Origin of the sequence: Burkholderia dolosa, from assembly GCF_902499135.1 — a bacterium.
GTDB lineage: Bacteria > Pseudomonadota > Gammaproteobacteria > Burkholderiales > Burkholderiaceae > Burkholderia > Burkholderia dolosa.
In genome coordinates this window covers 41,834-59,899 of record NZ_CABVPR010000029.1, presented here as the reverse complement: position 1 = coordinate 59,899, position 18,066 = coordinate 41,834, and the positions used below count along the sequence as shown (strand labels likewise).

At 68.2% G+C, this 18,066-nt stretch carries 15 protein-coding genes and 2 pseudogenes; 9 read left to right on the top strand and 8 right to left on the bottom strand.

Annotation, left to right across the window (positions count from 1 at the left end; translation table 11 throughout):
- Positions 1-3: 3 nt before the first annotated feature.
- The 3 genes and pseudogenes from BUB20358_RS28695 to BUB20358_RS15145 form a co-directional block, all read left to right on the top strand.
- A pseudogene (locus BUB20358_RS28695) lies at positions 4-138 on the top strand (putative quinol monooxygenase); the annotation flags it as partial.
- Positions 135-1,292 (top strand): iron-containing alcohol dehydrogenase, encoded by a 1,158-nt coding sequence (locus tag BUB20358_RS15150; RefSeq protein ID WP_006765675.1) that lies wholly within the window; start codon positions 135-137, stop codon positions 1,290-1,292. The pseudogene BUB20358_RS28695 and the gene BUB20358_RS15150, both read left to right, overlap by 4 nt.
- 34 nt (positions 1,293-1,326) lie before the next feature.
- Positions 1,327-1,914 (top strand): putative glycolipid-binding domain-containing protein, encoded by a 588-nt coding sequence (locus BUB20358_RS15145; RefSeq protein WP_006765676.1) that lies wholly within the window; start codon positions 1,327-1,329, stop codon positions 1,912-1,914.
- Positions 1,915-1,940: 26 nt separating this feature from the next.
- Here the strand turns inward: BUB20358_RS15145 and BUB20358_RS15140 are convergent, their stop codons facing one another.
- Together BUB20358_RS15140 and BUB20358_RS15135 are read right to left on the bottom strand one after the other, a co-directional pair.
- Entirely contained in the window at positions 1,941-2,933 is a 993-nt protein-coding gene (locus BUB20358_RS15140; RefSeq protein WP_006765677.1) for a sulfonate ABC transporter substrate-binding protein, read from the bottom strand.
- Positions 2,934-3,178: 245 nt separating this feature from the next.
- Positions 3,179-3,586, bottom strand: a complete 408-nt coding sequence (locus BUB20358_RS15135) for a DUF427 domain-containing protein (RefSeq protein ID WP_006765678.1) — start codon at positions 3,584-3,586, stop codon at positions 3,179-3,181.
- A gap of 297 nt (positions 3,587-3,883) precedes the next feature.
- Between BUB20358_RS15135 and BUB20358_RS15130 the strand changes: the two are divergent.
- Positions 3,884-5,556: pseudogene (locus tag BUB20358_RS15130) on the top strand (ABC transporter substrate-binding protein).
- A gap of 187 nt (positions 5,557-5,743) precedes the next feature.
- The gene (locus BUB20358_RS15125) at positions 5,744-6,118 is read left to right on the top strand and encodes a phage protein NinX family protein (protein WP_006765679.1); all 375 of its coding nucleotides are present in this window, start codon (positions 5,744-5,746) and stop codon (positions 6,116-6,118) included.
- Between the two features lie 35 nt (positions 6,119-6,153).
- Here BUB20358_RS15125 and BUB20358_RS15120 read toward each other — a convergent pair whose 3' ends face one another.
- From BUB20358_RS15120 to BUB20358_RS28390, 3 genes are all read right to left on the bottom strand, one after another.
- Positions 6,154-7,143 (bottom strand): ABC transporter substrate-binding protein, encoded by a 990-nt coding sequence (locus BUB20358_RS15120; RefSeq protein ID WP_035973869.1) that lies wholly within the window; start codon positions 7,141-7,143, stop codon positions 6,154-6,156.
- Between the two features lie 199 nt (positions 7,144-7,342).
- Positions 7,343-8,551 (bottom strand): LysR family transcriptional regulator, encoded by a 1,209-nt coding sequence (locus tag BUB20358_RS15115; RefSeq protein ID WP_006765681.1) that lies wholly within the window; start codon positions 8,549-8,551, stop codon positions 7,343-7,345.
- A 185-nt stretch (positions 8,552-8,736) separates the two neighbouring features.
- Positions 8,737-9,054, bottom strand: coding sequence for a hypothetical protein (locus BUB20358_RS28390; protein ID WP_223296975.1), 318 nt, complete (start codon positions 9,052-9,054; stop codon positions 8,737-8,739).
- Positions 9,055-9,323: 269 nt separating this feature from the next.
- Between BUB20358_RS28390 and BUB20358_RS15105 the strand changes: the two genes are divergently transcribed.
- Positions 9,324-9,875, top strand: coding sequence for a DUF3005 domain-containing protein (locus BUB20358_RS15105; protein ID WP_035973871.1), 552 nt, complete (start codon positions 9,324-9,326; stop codon positions 9,873-9,875).
- A gap of 49 nt (positions 9,876-9,924) precedes the next feature.
- Here BUB20358_RS15105 and BUB20358_RS15100 read toward each other — a convergent pair whose 3' ends face one another.
- Positions 9,925-10,689 (bottom strand): DUF4397 domain-containing protein, encoded by a 765-nt coding sequence (locus tag BUB20358_RS15100; protein WP_006765684.1) that lies wholly within the window; start codon positions 10,687-10,689, stop codon positions 9,925-9,927.
- A gap of 1,205 nt (positions 10,690-11,894) precedes the next feature.
- Here BUB20358_RS15100 and BUB20358_RS15095 point away from each other — a divergent pair.
- On the top strand, positions 11,895-12,227 hold the full coding sequence (locus BUB20358_RS15095) for a hypothetical protein (protein ID WP_035973873.1): 333 nt from the start codon (positions 11,895-11,897) through the stop codon (positions 12,225-12,227).
- A gap of 373 nt (positions 12,228-12,600) precedes the next feature.
- On the opposite strand, the gene BUB20358_RS15090 is transcribed toward BUB20358_RS15095, so the two are convergent.
- Positions 12,601-13,239 (bottom strand): hydrolase, encoded by a 639-nt coding sequence (locus tag BUB20358_RS15090; RefSeq protein ID WP_035973874.1) that lies wholly within the window; start codon positions 13,237-13,239, stop codon positions 12,601-12,603.
- Positions 13,240-13,528: 289 nt separating this feature from the next.
- On the opposite strand from BUB20358_RS15090, the gene BUB20358_RS15085 reads away from it, so the two are divergent.
- Together BUB20358_RS15085 and BUB20358_RS15080 are read left to right on the top strand one after the other, a co-directional pair.
- Positions 13,529-14,422: a LysR substrate-binding domain-containing protein gene (locus BUB20358_RS15085; protein WP_035973876.1), complete on the top strand. Its 894-nt coding sequence runs from the start codon at positions 13,529-13,531 to the stop codon at positions 14,420-14,422.
- A 272-nt stretch (positions 14,423-14,694) separates the two neighbouring features.
- The gene (locus BUB20358_RS15080; protein WP_035973878.1) at positions 14,695-16,941 is read left to right on the top strand and encodes a putative bifunctional diguanylate cyclase/phosphodiesterase; all 2,247 of its coding nucleotides are present in this window, start codon (positions 14,695-14,697) and stop codon (positions 16,939-16,941) included.
- 15 nt (positions 16,942-16,956) lie between these two features.
- Here BUB20358_RS15080 and BUB20358_RS15075 read toward each other — a convergent pair whose 3' ends face one another.
- The gene (locus BUB20358_RS15075) at positions 16,957-18,048 is read right to left on the bottom strand and encodes a diguanylate cyclase domain-containing protein (protein WP_006765689.1); all 1,092 of its coding nucleotides are present in this window, start codon (positions 18,046-18,048) and stop codon (positions 16,957-16,959) included.
- Positions 18,049-18,066 lie beyond the last annotated feature (18 nt).

Sequence of the window (18,066 nt, the reverse complement as noted above, 5' to 3'; positions counted from 1 at the left end):
GGCACGCATCGGGAAACGCCGCATTTCCAGCGGATCGCCGTCCGGGCGATCATCCCGTTGTTCGACCGTCGCGGCGTGACGCGCTGCATCGTGCAGCCGGACACCGGCACGGCGGCCCCACCGGGAGGCACCCGATGAATCCGTTTCAATTCCGTACCGTTCCGACGCTGATCGTCGAATTCGGCGCCGCGCGCCGTCTCGGCGCGCTGCTGCGCGAACGCTTCCCCGCGCTCGTGCGGGTGTGCGTCGTCACCGATGCGTTCCTGCATCGCAGCGGCGTGCTCGCACCGGCGCTCGACAGCCTCGCCGCGCACGGCTGGCAGGCGACCGTGATCGACGACGTGATCGCCGATCCGCCCGAGCATGTGGTGCTCGACGCGACTGCACGCGCGGTCGCCGCCGACGCGGAAATCGTGCTCGGCCTCGGCGGCGGCTCGTCGATGGACGTCGCGAAGCTGATCGCCGTGCTCGCGCCGGGGCGGCAGGCGCTGGCCGACATGTACGGCGTCGACAAGGTCGCGACTGCGCGGCTGCCGCTCGTGCAGATGCCGACGACGGCCGGCACCGGGTCGGAGGTGACGGCCGTGTCGATCGTCACGGTCGGCGAAGGGCGCAAGATGGGCGTCGTGTCGCCGCACCTGTTCGCGGACGTCGCGATTCTCGACGCCGAGCTGACGCTCGGGCTGCCGCGCGCGGCGACCGCCGCGACCGGCATCGACGCGATGGTGCACGCGATCGAGGCGTACACGTCCGCGCGGCTGAAGAATCCGGTGTCCGACATGCTGGCCGTGCGCGCGCTGACGCTGCTGTCGCGCAACCTGTTGGCCGCGTGCGACGACGGGCGCAACCGGCATGCGCGCGAAGCGATGCTGGTCGGCGCGATGTTCGCGGGGCAGGCGTTCGCGAATGCGCCGGTCGCGGCCGTTCATGCGCTCGCGTATCCGGTCGGCGGCATTTTTCACGTGCCGCACGGGTTGTCCAACGCGCTCGTGCTGCCGCACGTGCTGCGCTTCAACGCGGAAGCGGCCGCGCCGCTGTATGCGGAGCTCGCGGCGATCGTCGCGCCGTCGGCGACGGGCAGCGACGAAGCGAAGACGCACGCACTGATCGACGAGATCGACCGGCTGATCGTCGCGACGGGCATTCCGCGTACGCTGCGCGAAGTCGGGATCGGCGACGGCGATCTGCCGAGGATGGCATCGGACGCGATGCTGCAGACGCGCTTGCTCGTGAACAATCCGCGCGAAGTGACGGAGGCCGACGCACTGCATATTTATCGGCAGGCGTGGTGAGCGCGGCGCGCATGCATTGCCGTCAGGAGACGACATGACGCGACAGGACGAAGCGGCGCGCACCCGATGCGCGGCATGGCAGATCGTGCAGACGTGGCAGGCGGCCGAATGGTGCAGGCTGGTGGAGTCGCGTGCGGGCGTCGATCTGTCGGGTTCGGTGTCGGGCGCGATCGACGGCACGCCGTTCCGGATCGACTATGCGATCGCGTGCGGCGCCGACTGGCTCACACGTTCCGCGCGCATCACGCGCTGGCTCGGTGCGGCGCGGCGGCAGTTCGACATCGGCTGCGATGCGGGGCGCTGGACGATCGACGGCGTCGCGGCGCCGGCGCTCGACGGCGCGACCGACGTCGATCTCGGCTTCAGCCCGTCGACCAATACGCTGCCGATCCGGCGCCTCGCGCTGGCCGTCGGCGAATCGGCCGATATCCGCACCGCGTGGCTTCGTTTTCCGGACTTCGACATCGTGCGCGGCGAGCAGCGGTATACGCGCACGGCCGAGCGCCTATACCGCTACGAAAGCGGCACGTATGCGGCCGATATCGCGATCGACGAAGCGGGGCTCGTCACCGACTACGACGAATGGCGACGGATCGGTGCGACGACGTCGTCGTCCGGCTAAAACGGCGCGCAGCGCGTCGACGTTCGTCAGCGGGCATTCGCGACCGTGACCTTGCCCGGAATCAGCTTCAGCGCGCTGAACGCGTCGGCGATCCCTTGCTGGTACGCGAGCGTCGCGTCGGTGATCGGCTGCACGCCGTAGCCGGTGCGCCTGAGCGCGATTTCGAGCGTCGGCGCATCGAGACCGACGAGCGGCGACAGCTGCGCGGCCACTTCAGGAATGTGGTCGCGTCCCCAGCGATCGACGGCATCGACTTCGTCGAGCAGCGCACGCAGCACCTGCGGCTGCGCGGCCGCGTACTTGCGTGCGGCGAGGTAATACTGCGTGTTGCGCACCAATCCTTCGCCGTTCGCGACGACACGTGCGCCGAGCTGCCGCTCCGCGGCGGCCAGATACGGATCCCAGATCACCCATGCGTCGACGCTGCGCTGCACGAACGCCGCGCGCGCGTCGGCAGGCGTCAGGTAGATCGGCTGGATGTCGGTGTACGTGAGACCGGCGTGCTCGAGCGCCTTCACGAGCAGATAGTGAACGTTCGAGCCCTTGTTGAACGCGACTTTCTTGCCGCGCAGCTGCGCGACGTTGCGGATCGGCGAGTCCGGCAGCACGACGATCGCTTCGCCGCGCGGCGCGGGCGGCTCGCTGCCGATATAGACGAAGTCGACGCCGGCGGCCTGCGCGAAGATCGGCGGCGTCTCGCCGACCGTGCCGACGTCGATCGCGCCGGCGTTCAGCCCTTCGAGCAATTGCGGACCGGCCGGAAATTCGAGCCATTGCACTGCGACGCCCTGGCTCGCGAGCCGCTTCTCGAGCGTGCCGCGCGCCTTGAGCACCACGAAGTTGCCGTATTTCTGAAAACCGATGCGCAGCTGTGCGCCGTTGCGTTGCGCTTGCGCGGACAGGCCGGCGAGCGGCCCGAGCGCAAGGCCGGCGAGTCCGGCGGCCGCGCGATGCAGCCAGCGGCGGCGTGCGTTCGGCGATGTCGTTCGAGCGAGCGGGTGATGTGTGCGGTTATTCATCGAAGCGTCCTGCGTGCGGTTCAACGGTTCGCGCGCGCAAGGCGGCGCGGCCGGCGCAGCGTGCGGCCGCTTGCAGACGATGAGCGCAGCGGGCCGGCCCGCGCCGGATTCAGGACGATACGTCGGCGCGCGCCGGCGGCCAACCAACGAATGCGCATATGCAAATCATCGGCAGGCCGGATGCGCGCGCGGCCCGCAGCTCGCGCGTGCCGGCGATGCTGCAGGCCGGAACCGCGGCGGCGCCGTCAATCGGCGCCGATCGCACTTTCGTCGATCGAGTCGACGCGGCCGGGATAGAACGCGAGGTGGCCCTGAATCGCTTCGACGGCCGGATACGGATGTTCGTAGGTCCACACCGCGTTGATCGCGCGCTCGCCGCCCGCCGGGATCGAGTAGTACGCGCAGTCGCCCTTGTACGGGCAATACGTCGCGTGATCGGTGCGTTGCAGCAGCGTCATGTCGGCGTCTTCGCGCGGGATGTACAGCACGGCCGGATAGTCGGCCTCGCGCAGCGCGAGTGCGCGCCGCGTATCGGCAACGATCTTGCCTGCGACCTTCACGACGACGCGCGCCGGATGCGGCTCGATCGCGATCGGATGATCGGGGCCCGGCGACTTCACGGGGCGAGACGGCGTATCGGGACTGATCGACATCATGGTCCTCCATGGTGCGGCGGCGCGTCGGCAGGCGCGCCGGCGGTGGCAAACCGATACGATGCGCCAGTTCGGCGGAACTTGCAGCGGATGCAAGAACGCGCGAACGGCGGCGGTTCGCACATCGGCGTGCCGGCGTCCGTGTCGGCGTTCGCGACGTTCCGTCGGACGTTCCGATGCATCGGCGGCGCGATGCACGTCCGGCGATAAGCAACGCGGAATCAATTGGTAAGCGATCGCCGGCAGGTGCGCGAAGATCGGAGGCCGTTCGCATGACCGTTCTTCGCTTCGCCCATCATGAAAATCCCTTTCGTTTCGTCGGCTGCGCATCGTGCGCGCCGTGGGCAGTATCCCGCTGCAGTGCTTCGCTGCATCGCGGCGGCGCTGTTGCTGACGGGCGGTGTGTCGCATGCGCTCGCTGCAGCGGCCACACCGGCCGGCAAGACGCTCGTGCTCTGCACCGAAGGCAGCCCGGCCGGTTTCGACCCGGGCCAGCATACGACCAGCACCGATTTCGACGCGAGCACGCACGCGCTGTACAACGAACTCGTGCAGTTCAGGCGCGGCACGCTCGAGCGCGAGCCCGGGCTCGCGACCGGCTGGGACGTGTCGGCCGATCAGCGCGTGTACACGTTCCATCTGCGGCGCGGCGTGAAGTTCCACACGACCGCGTGGTTCAAGCCGACGCGCACGTTCGAGGCCGACGACGTTTTGTTCACGTTCCGCCGGATGCTCGATCCCGACGATCCGTTCCGCAAGGCTTACCCGGTCAGCTTCCCGTATTTCAGCGATCTTGGGTTCGATCGCAACATCGAGCGGATCGAAAAGGTCGACGACTACACGGTGCGCTTCGTGCTGAAACTGCCGGACGTCGTGTTCGTGCGCAATCTCGCGATGGCGTTCGCGTCGATCCTGTCCGCCGAATATGCGGGCCAGCTCGCAACCCGCCATCGCGAAGCCGACCTCGACCTGCTGCCGGTCGGTACGGGCCCGTTCGTGCTGCGAACGTATCAGAAGGATGCGGTGATTCGCTACGACGCGAACGTGGACTACTGGAAACCCGATGACATCAAACTCGCCCATCTCCTATTTTCGATCACACCGGATCCGGCAGCACGCCTGCAGAAACTCGTCGCCGGCGAATGCCAGGTGTCGGTGTTCCCGCGTCCGGCCGATCTCGACACCGTGCGGCGCGACCCGAAGCTGACGCTGCTGTCCGGCGTCGGCTTCAACGTCGGCTTCGTCGCGTACAACACCCGGCATCCGCCGCTCGATCGCGTCGATGTGCGGCGTGCACTTGACATCGCGATCGACAAGGCAGCGATCGTGAAGACCGTGTTCAACGGCGACGCGACGATCGCGACGAATCCGATGCCGCCCACTCAATGGTCGTACAACGCGGCTGGCTGAAGGACGCGCCGCGCGATCCGGCTGCCGCAAGCGCGCTGCTCGCACGGGCAGGCTTCCCGAACGGCTTCGATCTGACGCTGTGGGCGATGCCCGTGCAGCGGCCGTACAACCCGAACGCACAACTGATGGCGCAACTGATTCAGCACGACTGGGCGAAGATCGGCGTGCGCGCGAAGATCGTCAGTTTCGAGTGGGGTGAATACAATCGCCGAGCGAAGCGCGAAGGGCAGCACGACGCGATCCTGTACGGCTGGTCGGGCGACAACGGCGACCCGGACAACTGGCTCGGCACGCTGCTCGGCTGCGATGCGGTGCACGGCAGCAACGTCGCGAAGTGGTGCAATCGCGATTTCGAGCGGCTCGTCGATGCGGCACGCTCGATCTCGGATGTCGAGAAACGCACGGCGCTGTACGAACAGGCGCAGGTCGTATTCAAGGATCAGGTTCCGTTCACGCCGATCGCGACGTCGATCGTATCGCTGCCTGCGTCGAAGCGCGTGCATGGACTCGTGTTTTCGCCGCTCGGCGGACATCGCTTCGACGGCGTGTCGCTCGATTGAGCGGCCGAGCGGGCGAATCCGGTGCGCGGCTGCGTTGGGTTGTCGTCTGCATCGGTGGGCGAATGTCGAATGCGGCCGCGCCGGCGCCGGCCGAACCGCGGCGTCGGCCTCGTCGGGCGAACGGTCTGGGCGATCCGGCGTACAACGGCTAGCATGTAACGAACGACGACATGCGACGGAGACGACCATGCAAGTACAGGACTTGACCGGCGCGCCGCTCGATTTCTGGGTCGCGATGGCCGAAGACCTCGGCGCACCGCGCGCGGACGCGTCGCGATGTACGGTCGTGCGCGAGCCGGGCGGTGCGCCGGTGCCGTTCGCGCCGTCGTCGTCGTGGGCGGACGGCGGGCCGATCGTCGAGCGGCTGCCGTTCGCCGCGTTCGAGCGCGACGGCGGCCGCGGCCCATGGCGCGCGGTGCTGCATCGCGCGGTGCCGGCTGCGGGCGAGCGCTGCACGTTCAACCAGTCGGGACCGACGCTGCTGATTGCCGCGATGCGCACGCTGGTCGCGTCGACGTTCGGCGACGACGTGCCGGATCTCGACATGTCGAAACCGCGTTGAGCGCTGCGCGTCTCGACGTCCTCATCGCTGCCACGCTACGTGGCGGAAACATTCCGGATGGCGATCGACGCGACATCGACGCGCGTCGGCAGGATCGCATCGGCGGCCGCGCGATCGGCGACGCGCTGCAGCACGTCGATGTCGGCGCTCGATACGCTGCGCTGCGCGAGCGCCGCCCGGCGTGCGATGTCGGCCGCCGCATCGCGCGGCAGACGCGTGAGCGACGCATAGACGCTCGCGTAGTCGGCCGGATGCGCGAGCGCCCACTGACCGGCGCGGGCGAGGCGGGCGAGCACGTCGGCGAGCGCCGCGCGCTTTGCGCGATCGTTCAGCGTGTCGACCGGCGACGTGAGGAACGCGAGCCCCGAATTGATTCCGCTGCCGTCGCGCACGACGCGCGCGCCGCGTCGCACCGCGTGTCCGTAGTACGGATCGAACGTCGCCCAGATGCCGATCTGCTTCGCTTCGAACGCGGCGAACGCGTCGACGGGCAGCACGAAGCGCACGTCGACGTCGGCCGGTGCGAGGCCGTGCTCGCGCAGTGCGCCATACAGCTGATACTGCGAGATGCTGCCGCGCGCGGACGATACGACGACGGTCCGCCCCTTCAGATCGGCGACCGTGCGCACCGGCGAGTCGGGCTGCACGACGATGCCGAGCGACGTCGGCGAACCGACGCGCGTCGCGACGATACGCAGTGCCGGATCGCCGAGCGCGGCCGTCAGCACCGGCAAGTCGCCGGCCGGCGCAAGGTCGATCGCGCCCGCGCGCTGCGCTTCGAACAGCGGCGCCGCGCCCTGGAAGTTCGCCCAGCGGAACCGGTATGGCGCGCCGTCGAGCACGCGCGCGGCTTCGGCGAGCGCGCGCAGTCCGCCCGCCTGGTCGCCGAGCACGAGCGTGACGCCGGACGAATCGGCGCCGGCCGCGCGCGCGGGCAGCGCGATGCTGCCGGCCAACGGTGCGGCGGCGACGGCCGCGACGCGCAGCAGCGCGCGGCGTCGGCCTCGTGACGGAGACGAATTCATGACGGGGTGTCCTCGGTGATCCGCGCGCGGGCCGCGCGGCTGACGGGCAGATTACGGAATCGGCTTCGCGCACACAAACATCGAATCGCGAAATGCATATTCGCGCGGCCGCGAGCCCTTGCGCGCTCGTCAGCGTCGGGCTGTTCGTCGTGGCGAAGCGCGAGCCGGCCGGCGTCGCGCGATGACGCGCGCGCGTCGGTCAATGCGGCTTCGCCGCGAAGCGGTGGCGAGGAATGCGCGCGGTACGCGCGACGCCGGGCCGTTGCGATGCGCGGCAGCGTGTCCGTTGCGGGCGGCGCGCGCGTCGCGGCGGATCGGATACGGCGGTCGCGATCGCGGCCGCCGTGCGCGTTTCCGTATTCGATTCGGCATGCGCGGCGGCCGATGCAGACGCAGATGCGGCAATCGCCGCGACCGCCGGCTGCGCGGCTTCTGCGTCGAGCCAGCAACGTGTCGCTTCGGCGATCAACGCGCGCAGCCAGCGCACGCCGTCGACGCACGAACCCGCTTCGTTCCACATTATCCGATACACGATGTTCGGCGGTTCGGCCGGCAATGCGACGACGCGCAGCGGCAGCAGCCTCGCGTAATGCCGCGCGAGCCGGTACGTGGTGGTCAGGATGAGATCGGATCGCACGAGCGCATGCGCGGCGAGCTCGAAGTGCGGCAGCGTGACGGCGATCCGTCGCCGCAGGCCGACGCGCTCGAGTTGACGGTCTATCGCGCCGGACGCGTCGAGCCACGACGGCGTCGGACACAGCTGCGGCGCGTGTGCGAAGTCGTGGACGGTCATCGCGCCGCGCGCGGCGAGCGGATGCGTCGCACGCATCATGCACACGATGCGATCGTCGAACAGATCGTCGTGCCGGATCCGCGGCCGATGCGTGCAGCGGTTGTCGATCACGACGTCGAGTTCGCCTTCGGCGAGTGCGCGTTCGTCGTCGAAGCCGTCGCCGAGCGGATGGAACACGAGCTGCGCGTTGGGCGCGCGCTCGCGAAACAGCGCGACGAGCTTCGGCACGAACAGGACGTTCAGGTAGTCGGGGCACCCGACCCGGTACGTGCGTACCGACGTGCGCGCGTCGAACGTCGGCTGCTGGATGCGGATGAAGTCGATCACCTGCAGCGCGTTGCGCAGCGGCTCGATCAGCCGCGCGCCGAGTTCGGTCGGCACCATCCCGTAACGGCTGCGCACGAGCAGCGGATCGCCGAGCAGCGTGCGCAGCCGCTTGAGCGCGGCGCTCGTCGCGGGCTGCGACATGTTCAGCCGCACGGCTGCGCGCGATACGGTGCGCTCGGTCAGCAGCACGAGCAGGATGCGCATCAGCCTCGCGTCGAGCATGTCGAGCGCGTCCGCTGCATCGGCTGCATCGCGCGGTCGCGCGCGACGGTCCAGTACGTCACGCATGTCGATACGACCCTTTCCGATGCGGGGCCGACGCAGTGAGCGGCTTCGGATGATGCACGGCGCGGTTCCTTCCGTGGACGGCGCGCGAACCGGCTGCGTAGCAGACGCAGCGCCGGGCCGGTCGACGCGGACGTGATATGGCGGATTCGTGCGCGAGTATGGGCGGCCCGCGCGACGATGGGAAATTAAATCTTCGGCTGATCGTCATTTGAAAAACGAATGCGGCACGTGCCGGCTGCCGGTGCGCGGGCCGCGCGGTTTCGGCACACGAATTGCGCGCATGAAGGCTCCATCCACATCGACATCAGCGGAGGTTTCATGCAGCGATATTCATTTCGCGATGTATCGCGAGCCGTCTTCGCCGGCATCCTGATCGCAGGGCTGGCAGCGGGCGCCGGGTGCCAGAAGAAGAGCGACACCGGCACCAGTTCCGACCAGGGCACGACGGGCGGCATGTCGGCTGCGCCGTCCACCGCGCCGTCCGGCACGCCGAGCAGCGGCACCGCGGGCACGGGTGCCGATACGGGCGCCAGCATGCCGGCTCCGGGCGCGGCGTCGGCGCCGTCCGGCGCGAGCGGCGGAGGTTGATGGCGAGGGCGGCATGGCGCGCGCGTGCGCGCGCCGTCCGCGTGTCGTCCAGCGGCTGCGTGCGCACTCGCGTGTGCGCGCGGCCGCGGCGCCGTGCGTGAAAGATTTGCAAGGCGCTTTGTAGTGTTTCCCGGACCGGCGCCGTCATTCGATGTCGGCGCCGATCAGCCGTAAAGGAGGTGCAATGCAGAACGCGGAATCGAACCTCACTCCGAAGCAGCAGCGAGAACAGATCGCGAAGAGCCCGGTGAAGACGCCGGCTGCGGGCGACATGCCCGACGCGGCGACGCAGGCGGCGGAGACCGCGCAGCGTCCGCTATCGCCGGAGGCCGTGGCCGGGAAAATGCCGACCGGGCTGCCGCCGATCGACACCGACGCGCGTGCCGGCGACAGCGGCGATCCGGTGCGCCGCGCGGCCGCGCGAATCGTGACGATCGACAACGCGAACATGGCGGCGACCGACAACACCGTCGACGTCGACGGCAAGGGCATGGAGGCGCGTACCGGTGCGACCGAATGGCACGACAACGTGATCTATTCGAACGCGTCGCTCGACGAGTCGGTGCGCACGCCGGCCGCCGGGCTCGGCGGCATCGAGAGCCGGCCGGGCGGCAACGCGCCGCTGATCGGAACGCGGCCGGGCTGGCGCGTACGCCATGTCGGCGAGGTCGACGTCGAGCACGGCGACACCGCGCGTGCCGAACACGTGATCCGTTTCGAGCGGATCGAAGAATGAACGAAAACGGCCGGCGCGCACGCGCCGGCCGTTTCCTTCCCGCAGGCCGTTACTGCGGGCCGAGTTCCTGCGCGGACGTATCTGCATCGTTGCCTTGCGCAACGAGCACGTGCACGTCGTTCGGCGTCACGTCGCCGATGCCGCCCGCGGGAATCGTCATGATCAGCCAGTCGGCGTTGTTGTTCAGCGCGACCGGCGCGGTCCGCAGGATCGGCGACTTGCTGCCCGCGGTCGTGACGACGACCTGATACGTGCCGCCGTTCATATAGACCGAATCCTGGCCCGATGCCGGCACCGCGTTCTGATACGCGGCGCCTGCGAGCGTCGGGCTTTGCGTCGTGATGTCGGTTCCCGGCGGGACCACGTATACGTCGACGTTCTGCGCGTTCGGCGACGCGTTGAAGCTGCGCACGCGCGCCTTGTCGGACAGCAGGCCCTTCGCATACGGATCGTCGATCACGGAGATCGCCGAAGACGTGCTCGGCAGCGCGATCGTCGTGTAGTGATGGCCGTTCGCTGCGCTGAACGACTGCGATGCCACCGTCACCGAAGTACCGGTTACGTCGTAGCTCGCGGTCTGCGTGCCCGAGTCGATGTCGTGATAACGCGTGACGCCCTTGTACGCGACACCGGACGCGTCGACTTTCCCGTTCAGGTAATAGTCGACGTTGGGGCCGGCCGGCACCGCGTTGACGAAGCGCGCCTGCGGCTTCGAGATGCCGAGTACGGTCCCGACGTCGTCGCCGTCGCCGCCGCATGCTGCGAGCACGGAAATGACGGAGCACAAGGCCACAATGGTTCGTATCGATTTCATGTCGTCCTCTCGTTCAGGAACCTGCTTGCGATGCGATACCGCCGCGCGGAAAACCGCGCGGGGGCGCAGCGCCGGGTTGAGGGATGGATGGTGTCCCGCCGAATCGGCGGCGCGTGGATGACGCAAGCACCGTGCCTGCATGGGCGCGCGCCGATGAATGGCGCTCGCGCGTGCGCGAGACGGTGTGTGGAGCGACGCGTACCTGGCGAGCATCGCCGTTCGCGCGTGCACACGACGTTGTAAAAAGTTGGCGACGTGACGGTCGATGCAGCGCGTGCCGTGCGCGCGATGCATGTGCAAGGAGAACCGTTTTAAACGCATATCGCATTTCGAGATCTGAGGCCGATGCGTTGGATGCAGCGGCGACGCTCGCTCGTCGTCGTTCGAGATGCAGGTCGTTGCGCGCGCATCGATATGTCGGCTGTTCGCTGCATTCGACGATATGCACGTGCGGACATGGTCGTGCTTTGCGCACGTTCGCTAACGCATCCGGCGAAGCACGCAACGCGGAACATGAACCGAGGGTTTCAGATCGACGAAGCGCCGCGTTACGAATTCGAATGGCTGTGGTGGCAAGCGTCGGTTCGTGTAGCGCGGCACGCGTAGAGCGGAAACGCTGATGACGCACGCTTCTTTGCGAACGTGCACCGCACATTCGGCGCGACGTGCGTTCCGTGCTGTGTGCGACGCGGAGTGAAAGCGAACAGCGTCGTGCATTTCGCCCGTGCGTCGTGACGGGAATCGACACGAGTGCGAGCCGATCGCTACGCGCGAGTCGCTTGAACGTGTTGCACGACGCGATCGTTATCCGGTCATCGCCGGTTCAGCGACGTGCCGGGTTCCGAGATGCGCGCGGCGTTCGGCAGACCACTTGATCGGCGGCGTACGTTGAGCGGGCTATGTGTCGCGTCGGCGGTGGACGGAATCTCGAACAGGTGCCGGAATCGAGCTCGAACGAGCATTAAGCCGCGCGCGGCACAGCATTGAGAGCAAGTCGAACGGCGAACGGCGAACGGCCCGCGGCAAAAACGACCCGATGCGCGAAGATCGCCACACACCGCCCGTAAATATTGCGCGCGCAAACCCCATCGTTTAACCATTCGAAACAATGTGTTCAGCGAAAGGGGCATGATCTCCGGCGATCGGGCAGGCATACTGTCGCCTACGTTGCCGAATGCCGTCGAACCGACGCACGCTTGCTCCTCATGTTCATTTCATCGCCTTTCCGATCCGTCCAATGGTTGACAGCAGCAGCTGCCGTATGCTTGCTCGCCGCTTGTTCGACCGCTTCCGACGTCACGACGACGTCGAATCCGAACGTTTTCACAGTGAAGACGCGCACGCTCGGCGTGTCGACGTCGTGGGCCGACGCCCATGAGAAAGCCGTCAGCGAAGCCACCGACTACTGCACGCAGCGCGGGATGCGCGCGAGCGTGAAGCAGGAGTCGCTGACCGGCGGCCGCCGCGTCGATGCGCGCTCGGAACTCGCGTTCGAGTGCCATCCGACGTTCGACTCGACGCCGAATCCGCGCGGCTGAGCGCGGCCGCCGTCGCCGCGCCGTCGCGTCGCTTCCCGTTCATACCACCCCGCAACGCGCAGAATGCGCGCCGCGGGCGGATGCGTGCGCGCGGCAAGTCGCGCGAGCGGCTCGCCGCGCCGTGCGCCTTCACGCACGCGGAGAAGCCGAGCGGACCGACCGCACCGACCGCAGACTTCTGATCGATCGACGTGCCGCGCGAGCGCGCCGATCCACATCGGCTGCCGCGCATCGCACGCGTTCGGTCGCGAGGCGTCCAACGTCCGCCAGTCAGGTTTGCCCCAAGGCGTCGGCATAGCTGCGCGCAACCGGCGCGATGTCGCCGACCCGAGGACGCGCGCGGCCGCCGACGAGCCGCCGCGCGCGATGCCGATCAGCTCCTGTCGTACGAGAACTGAATCCCCGCGGTGCCGCCGGTTTCGATGAACAGGTTCATGAAGGCCGGTACGGTTTCGCTGCGCGCCCAGTCGCGCTGCAGCTCGCAGAACAGCTGCGCGACGCTGATCATCTTGCCGCCTGCCTGTTCGATGCGGCGCAGCGCGGCTTCGTGCGCGGCGACCGACGTGCCGCCGACCGCATCGACGACCACGTAGACCTCGTAGCCGGCCTTCAGCGCGTCGAGTGCCGGGAACGTCAGGCACGCTTCGGTCCACAGCGCGGTCATGATCAGCTTCTTGCGGCCGGTCGCTTCGACGGCCTGACGGAAGTCGACGTCCTCCCACGAGTTGATGCTGGTGCGGTCGTAGGTCGGATAACCTTCGAGCGCCGCACGCAGCTGCGGAATCGGCGGCTTGTTCAGGCCGGTCTTCACGTTGACGGTCGAGTGGACGATCGGCAGCTTGTATGCGACCGCGGCCTTCGATGCGCCAACGATGTTGTTGATCAGCAGCTGGCGGTCCATCGACCCGATGGAGTTCACCTGGACCGGCTGGTAATCGATGACGATGAACGCCGCGTTCTGCGGGGTGAGCAGGTGGTCGTTCGCGGGATCGCGAACCGGTTCGCTTGCCATGGTTGCCTCCAGAAACAATACGTAGGAAATCCCGAGGATCGAGGTCGTGGCGGCCACGGCGTCGGGACACGCGTCGCGGCGATGCGCTCGAACTGCCGCGCGTCCGGCTCGAATAGTGCGGCGGGCGAACGCTTCGAGCGTAGTGAATCGGCGCCGCGGCGACTGGCCCGACAGAAGAATTGCCGGCCGCCGCGATCGCAACGTTCCACCTGAAGCCAGATGCTATGCGTGCAACGATCGGCTTTCCAGTCTCGTAAAATGCCGTCAGTGTTCTATCGGTGGAACAATCATGGATGACCTGAACGACCTCTACTATTTCGTGAAGGTGGTCGAGCATGGCGGCTTCACGCAGGCGGGGCGCGTGCTCGGCGTGCCGAAATCGACGCTGAGCCGGCGCATCGCCGCACTGGAAGCGCAATACGACGTGCGGCTGTTGCAGCGCACGACGCGTCGTTTCACCGTGACGGAAACCGGGCGCGAGTTCTACGAGCGTTGCGTCGGCGTGCTGGTCGAGGCCGAAGCGGCGCGCGAAGTGATCGAGCGCAGGCACGCGGAGCCGCAGGGCATCGTCCGCGTGAGCTGTCCGACCGCGCTGCTCGAATATCGCGTGAGCGAACTCGTCGCACGCTTCATGGCGCTCCATCCGAAGGTGCGCGTGCATCTGGAAGCGACGAACCGGCGCGTCGATCTGGTCAGCGAAGGCATCGACCTCGCGCTGCGCGTGCGCTTTCCGCCGCTGGAGGACAGCGATCTGGTGATGCGCATTCTCGGCGACAGTCCGCAAAGGCTGGTGGCCGCGCCGCATCTGCTCGAAGGACGCAGCCCGCCGACGGCACCCGCCGCGCTGGTCGGCATGCCGAGCCTCGATTGGGGGCCGCCTCGTCATCACGTATGGCAACTCGTCGGTCCGGACGGCCGGCACGAGCAACTGCGCCATCACCCGCGCTTCGTCACCGACGACATGCACGCGTTGCGCGATGCGGCGATTCACGGCGTCGGTATCGTGCAGCTGCCATGCATGGTCGTCGAAGACGATTTGCGCACACGGAAGCTGGTCGACGTGCTGCCCGGCTGGGTGCCGAAGGGCGGCGTGATTCACGCGGTGTTTCCGTCGCGGCGCGGGCTGCTGCCGCGCGTACGGCTGCTGATCGACTTCCTGGCCGAACATATCCGCAAAGACTGACGCGCGCGTCGCGCATCAATCGTCCGACGAATCGACATGCCGACCGATGGCGCGCCGCAGCGACGATGCTGCGCGGCGACCGCGCGTAACTCCCGATGCGCGTAACTGCACGATGCCGCGCGGATTAGTGTTAAATATATTTCGGCGCGCCCCGATCCGGCGCGCGATCGGGGCGCACCGGGATCGGCTCCATCCGGCGCAAACGGCGGCACGAAGCATTCGCTAACGAATCGGGCGCATCGAGCCCGGTAGAACAGACGGCAGGATTCATCTTGAATACCGTACCGCACAGTTCCCTCTACAGCGTTGGCCTCGCGGCGGAAGTGCTCGCATCCGAGCAAAGCGTGCTGCGGCTGATCACGCGCAACACGCCGCTGCCTGAACTGCTCGTCGAGGTTTGCCGGCGCGCCGAGGCGCTGCTCGGCGACGGCGCATCGTGCACGATCCTGCTGCTCGACGCCGACGGCCTGCACGTGCGCGTCGGCGCGGCACCGTCGCTGCCCGCCGCCTACAGCGCCGCAATCGACGGCGCGCCGATCGGGCCGGCTGCCGGCTCGTGCGGCACGGCGATGTACGAGCGGCGGATGGTCGCCGTCGAGGACATCGCGACCGATCCGCTGTGGGCCGACTATCGTTCGTTCGCGCTGCCGTTCGGTCTGCGCTCGTGCTGGTCGGTGCCGCTGCAGGACGACACGGGCACCGTGCTCGGCGCATTCGCCGTCTATCACGGCACGCCGCGCCTGCCGACCGAAGAGGAAACCCGGCTGCTGCGCGATATCGGCAACAGCGTCGGGCTCGCCGTGCATCAGGACCGCATCGCAAGCCAGCTCGCGCGCAGCGAGGAACATCACCGTCTCGTCGTCAACAGCCTCAATGAAGGCATTCTGGTCGTGTCGCGCGACGGCATCGTGGTCGCGAGCAATCCGAGCGCGAACCGGATGCTGCGCGTGACCGGCGAACTCGTCGGCCGCCGGCTGTCGACGGTGATCCTGCGCAAGCTGCACGAGGACGGCACGCCGATCCGGCCCGACGAGTGGCCGAGCCGGCGTGCGCTCGCGACGGCCGCGCCGCTGCTCGGCTACACGGTCGGCTTCGGGCTCGCGGACGGCGACGTGATCTGGGTACGCGGCAATGCGGTGCCGATCGTGAAGCCCGGCGAGACGCAGGCCGAATCGGTGCTCGTGTCGTTCAACGACATCGGGCCCGTGCGCGAAGCGCAGCAGCAGTTGCGCTATCTCGCGACGCGCGATGCGCTCACCGGCCTCTACAACCGCCGCTGGCTGTCCGACCGGATGCGCGAGCTGTTCGACGGGCGCGGGTCGGCGGGCGGCCCGGCGCGGGTCGCGATCCTGTTCATCGACCTCGTCGGCTTCAAGAAGGTCAACGACACGGCCGGCCACGACGCGGGCGACGCGCTGCTGCGCAGCGTCGCGTCGCGGCTCGCGGCGTGCGCGGGCGGGCACGCGCTGACGCGCGTCGGCGGCGACGAGTTCGTGATCCTCGTCGACGACTGCGACGATCCCGAGAGCCTCGCGGTGCTCGCGCGCGAAGTGATCGACGCGATCGGCAAGCCGTTCGCGATCGCGAACAACGAATACTGGCTCGGCGTATCGATCGGCATCAGCATCGCGCCGCGCGACGGCGAAGACGCGGTCACGCTGATGCGCAACGCCGATTCGGCGATGTACGACGCGAAGCAGCGCGGCCGTCATCACTTCACGTTCTTCACCGCGCAGCTGAACCTGCGTCTGCAGCGCCGCTTCGCGATCGAGCAGTCGCTGCGGCGCGCGCTGTCGTCGGACATGCTGCGGCTCGCGTACCAGCCGGTGGTCGACGCACGCAGCGGCCGCACGGTCGGCGCGGAAGCGCTGCTGCGCTGGACGAGCCCCGAGCTCGGGCCGCTGTCGCCGGCCGAATTCATTCCGGTCGCGGAAGACACGGGGCTCATCGTCGCGATCGGCCAGTGGGTGCTCGAAACCGCATGCCGGCAGGTCGCCGAATGGCGCCGCACGATCGCGCCCGACCTGATGCTGGCCGTCAACCTGTCGCCGCGGCAATTCCACGACGGGCTCGTCGAATCGGTCCGCCGCTGTCTCGCACAGACGCGGCTCGATCCGTCGGCGCTCGAACTCGAGATCACCGAAGGCGTGCTGATGAACGACACGGCGACCGTGCTGCCGATGCTCGAAGCGCTGACGGCGATGAACGTGCGGATCTCGGTCGACGATTTCGGTACCGGCTATTCGTCGCTCGCGTATCTGAAGCGCTTTCCGCTGCACAACCTGAAGGTCGACCGCTCGTTCGTGTCGGGCGTGCCCGATCATCGCGACTCGGTCGCGATCACGCAGGCCGTCGTCGCGATGGCGCATTCGCTCGGGATGAAGGTGACCGCGGAAGGCGTCGAGACGCTTGCCCAATCGAGTTTCCTGCAGCAGATCGGCTGCGACATGCAGCAAGGCTATCTGTTCGGCGAGCCGCTGGAGCCGGCCGACTACGTACGCCGGCTCGTCGCGGTATGAGCCCGGCCGCGGCGCTCACACGGAACCGCCGGGCGCGTCGCCGCGCGGCAGCGCCGGCGCCGCATCGATGTCCACACGGTTCTTGCCTTCATGCTTCGCGCGATACAGCGCGCGATCGGCCGCTTCGATCAGTGCGGTCGGCGGCACGTCGGGCGTCGGCACGATGCTCGCGCCGCCGATGCTGACCGTCACGTAGCGGCCCGGCGACGCATGCGCATGCTCGAGCCGCAGCGCTTCGACCGCGAGGCGGATTTTCTCCGCGAGAAGCCGCGCGGCGCTCGCCGACGACGCAGGCATCACGACCGCGAATTCCTCGCCGCCGAAGCGCGCGGCGAGCGCGCCGGATCGCCCGACACAGCGCTCGAGCGTCGCGGCAATCTGCCTGAGCAAGCCGTCGCCGGCCACGTGGCCGTACGTGTCGTTGTACTGCTTGAAGTTGTCGACGTCGATCATCAGCAGCGCCAGCTCGCCGCGCTCGCGTGAGCCGCGCCGCCATTCGGCGGCCAGATACTCGTCGAGATAGCGGCGGTTGGACAGGCCGGTGAGGCCGTCGGAATGCGTGAGCCGCCGCAGTTCGAGATTCGCTTCGAGCAGCTGCTGCTGCGACTGCCGCAGCGCGCGATACGCTTCGTCGCGCTGCAGCAGGTTCAGATACGAGCGCGAGTGATAGCGGATCCGCGCGACGAGCTCGATGCGGTCGGGCAGCTTCACCAGATAGTCGTTCGCGCCGGCCGCGAACGCGGCGCGCTTGATCGCCGGCTCGTCGTGCGTCGACAGCACGATGATCGGCACGTCGCGCGTCGCCGCATTCGCGCGATATGCGCTCACGAGCGTCAGCCCGTCGATGCCGGGCATCACGAGGTCCTGCAGGATCACGGTCGGCCGCGTGTCGAGCGCGACGGCCATCGCTTCGTCCGCATGCGGACAGTAGTGGAAGTCGATGCCGGCTTCGTCGACGAGTGCGCGACGCACGGCCTCGGCGACGATCGTCTGATCGTCGACCAGCAGCACCATCGCGGGCGCGTCGGCGAGCGACGTGCGCGACGCATGCGCCACGTCGAACGTGGGTCGGGTGCCGGCTGGCGGACGTGTCGGGTCGCTCGTCATGATCGATGCGGATTGCGG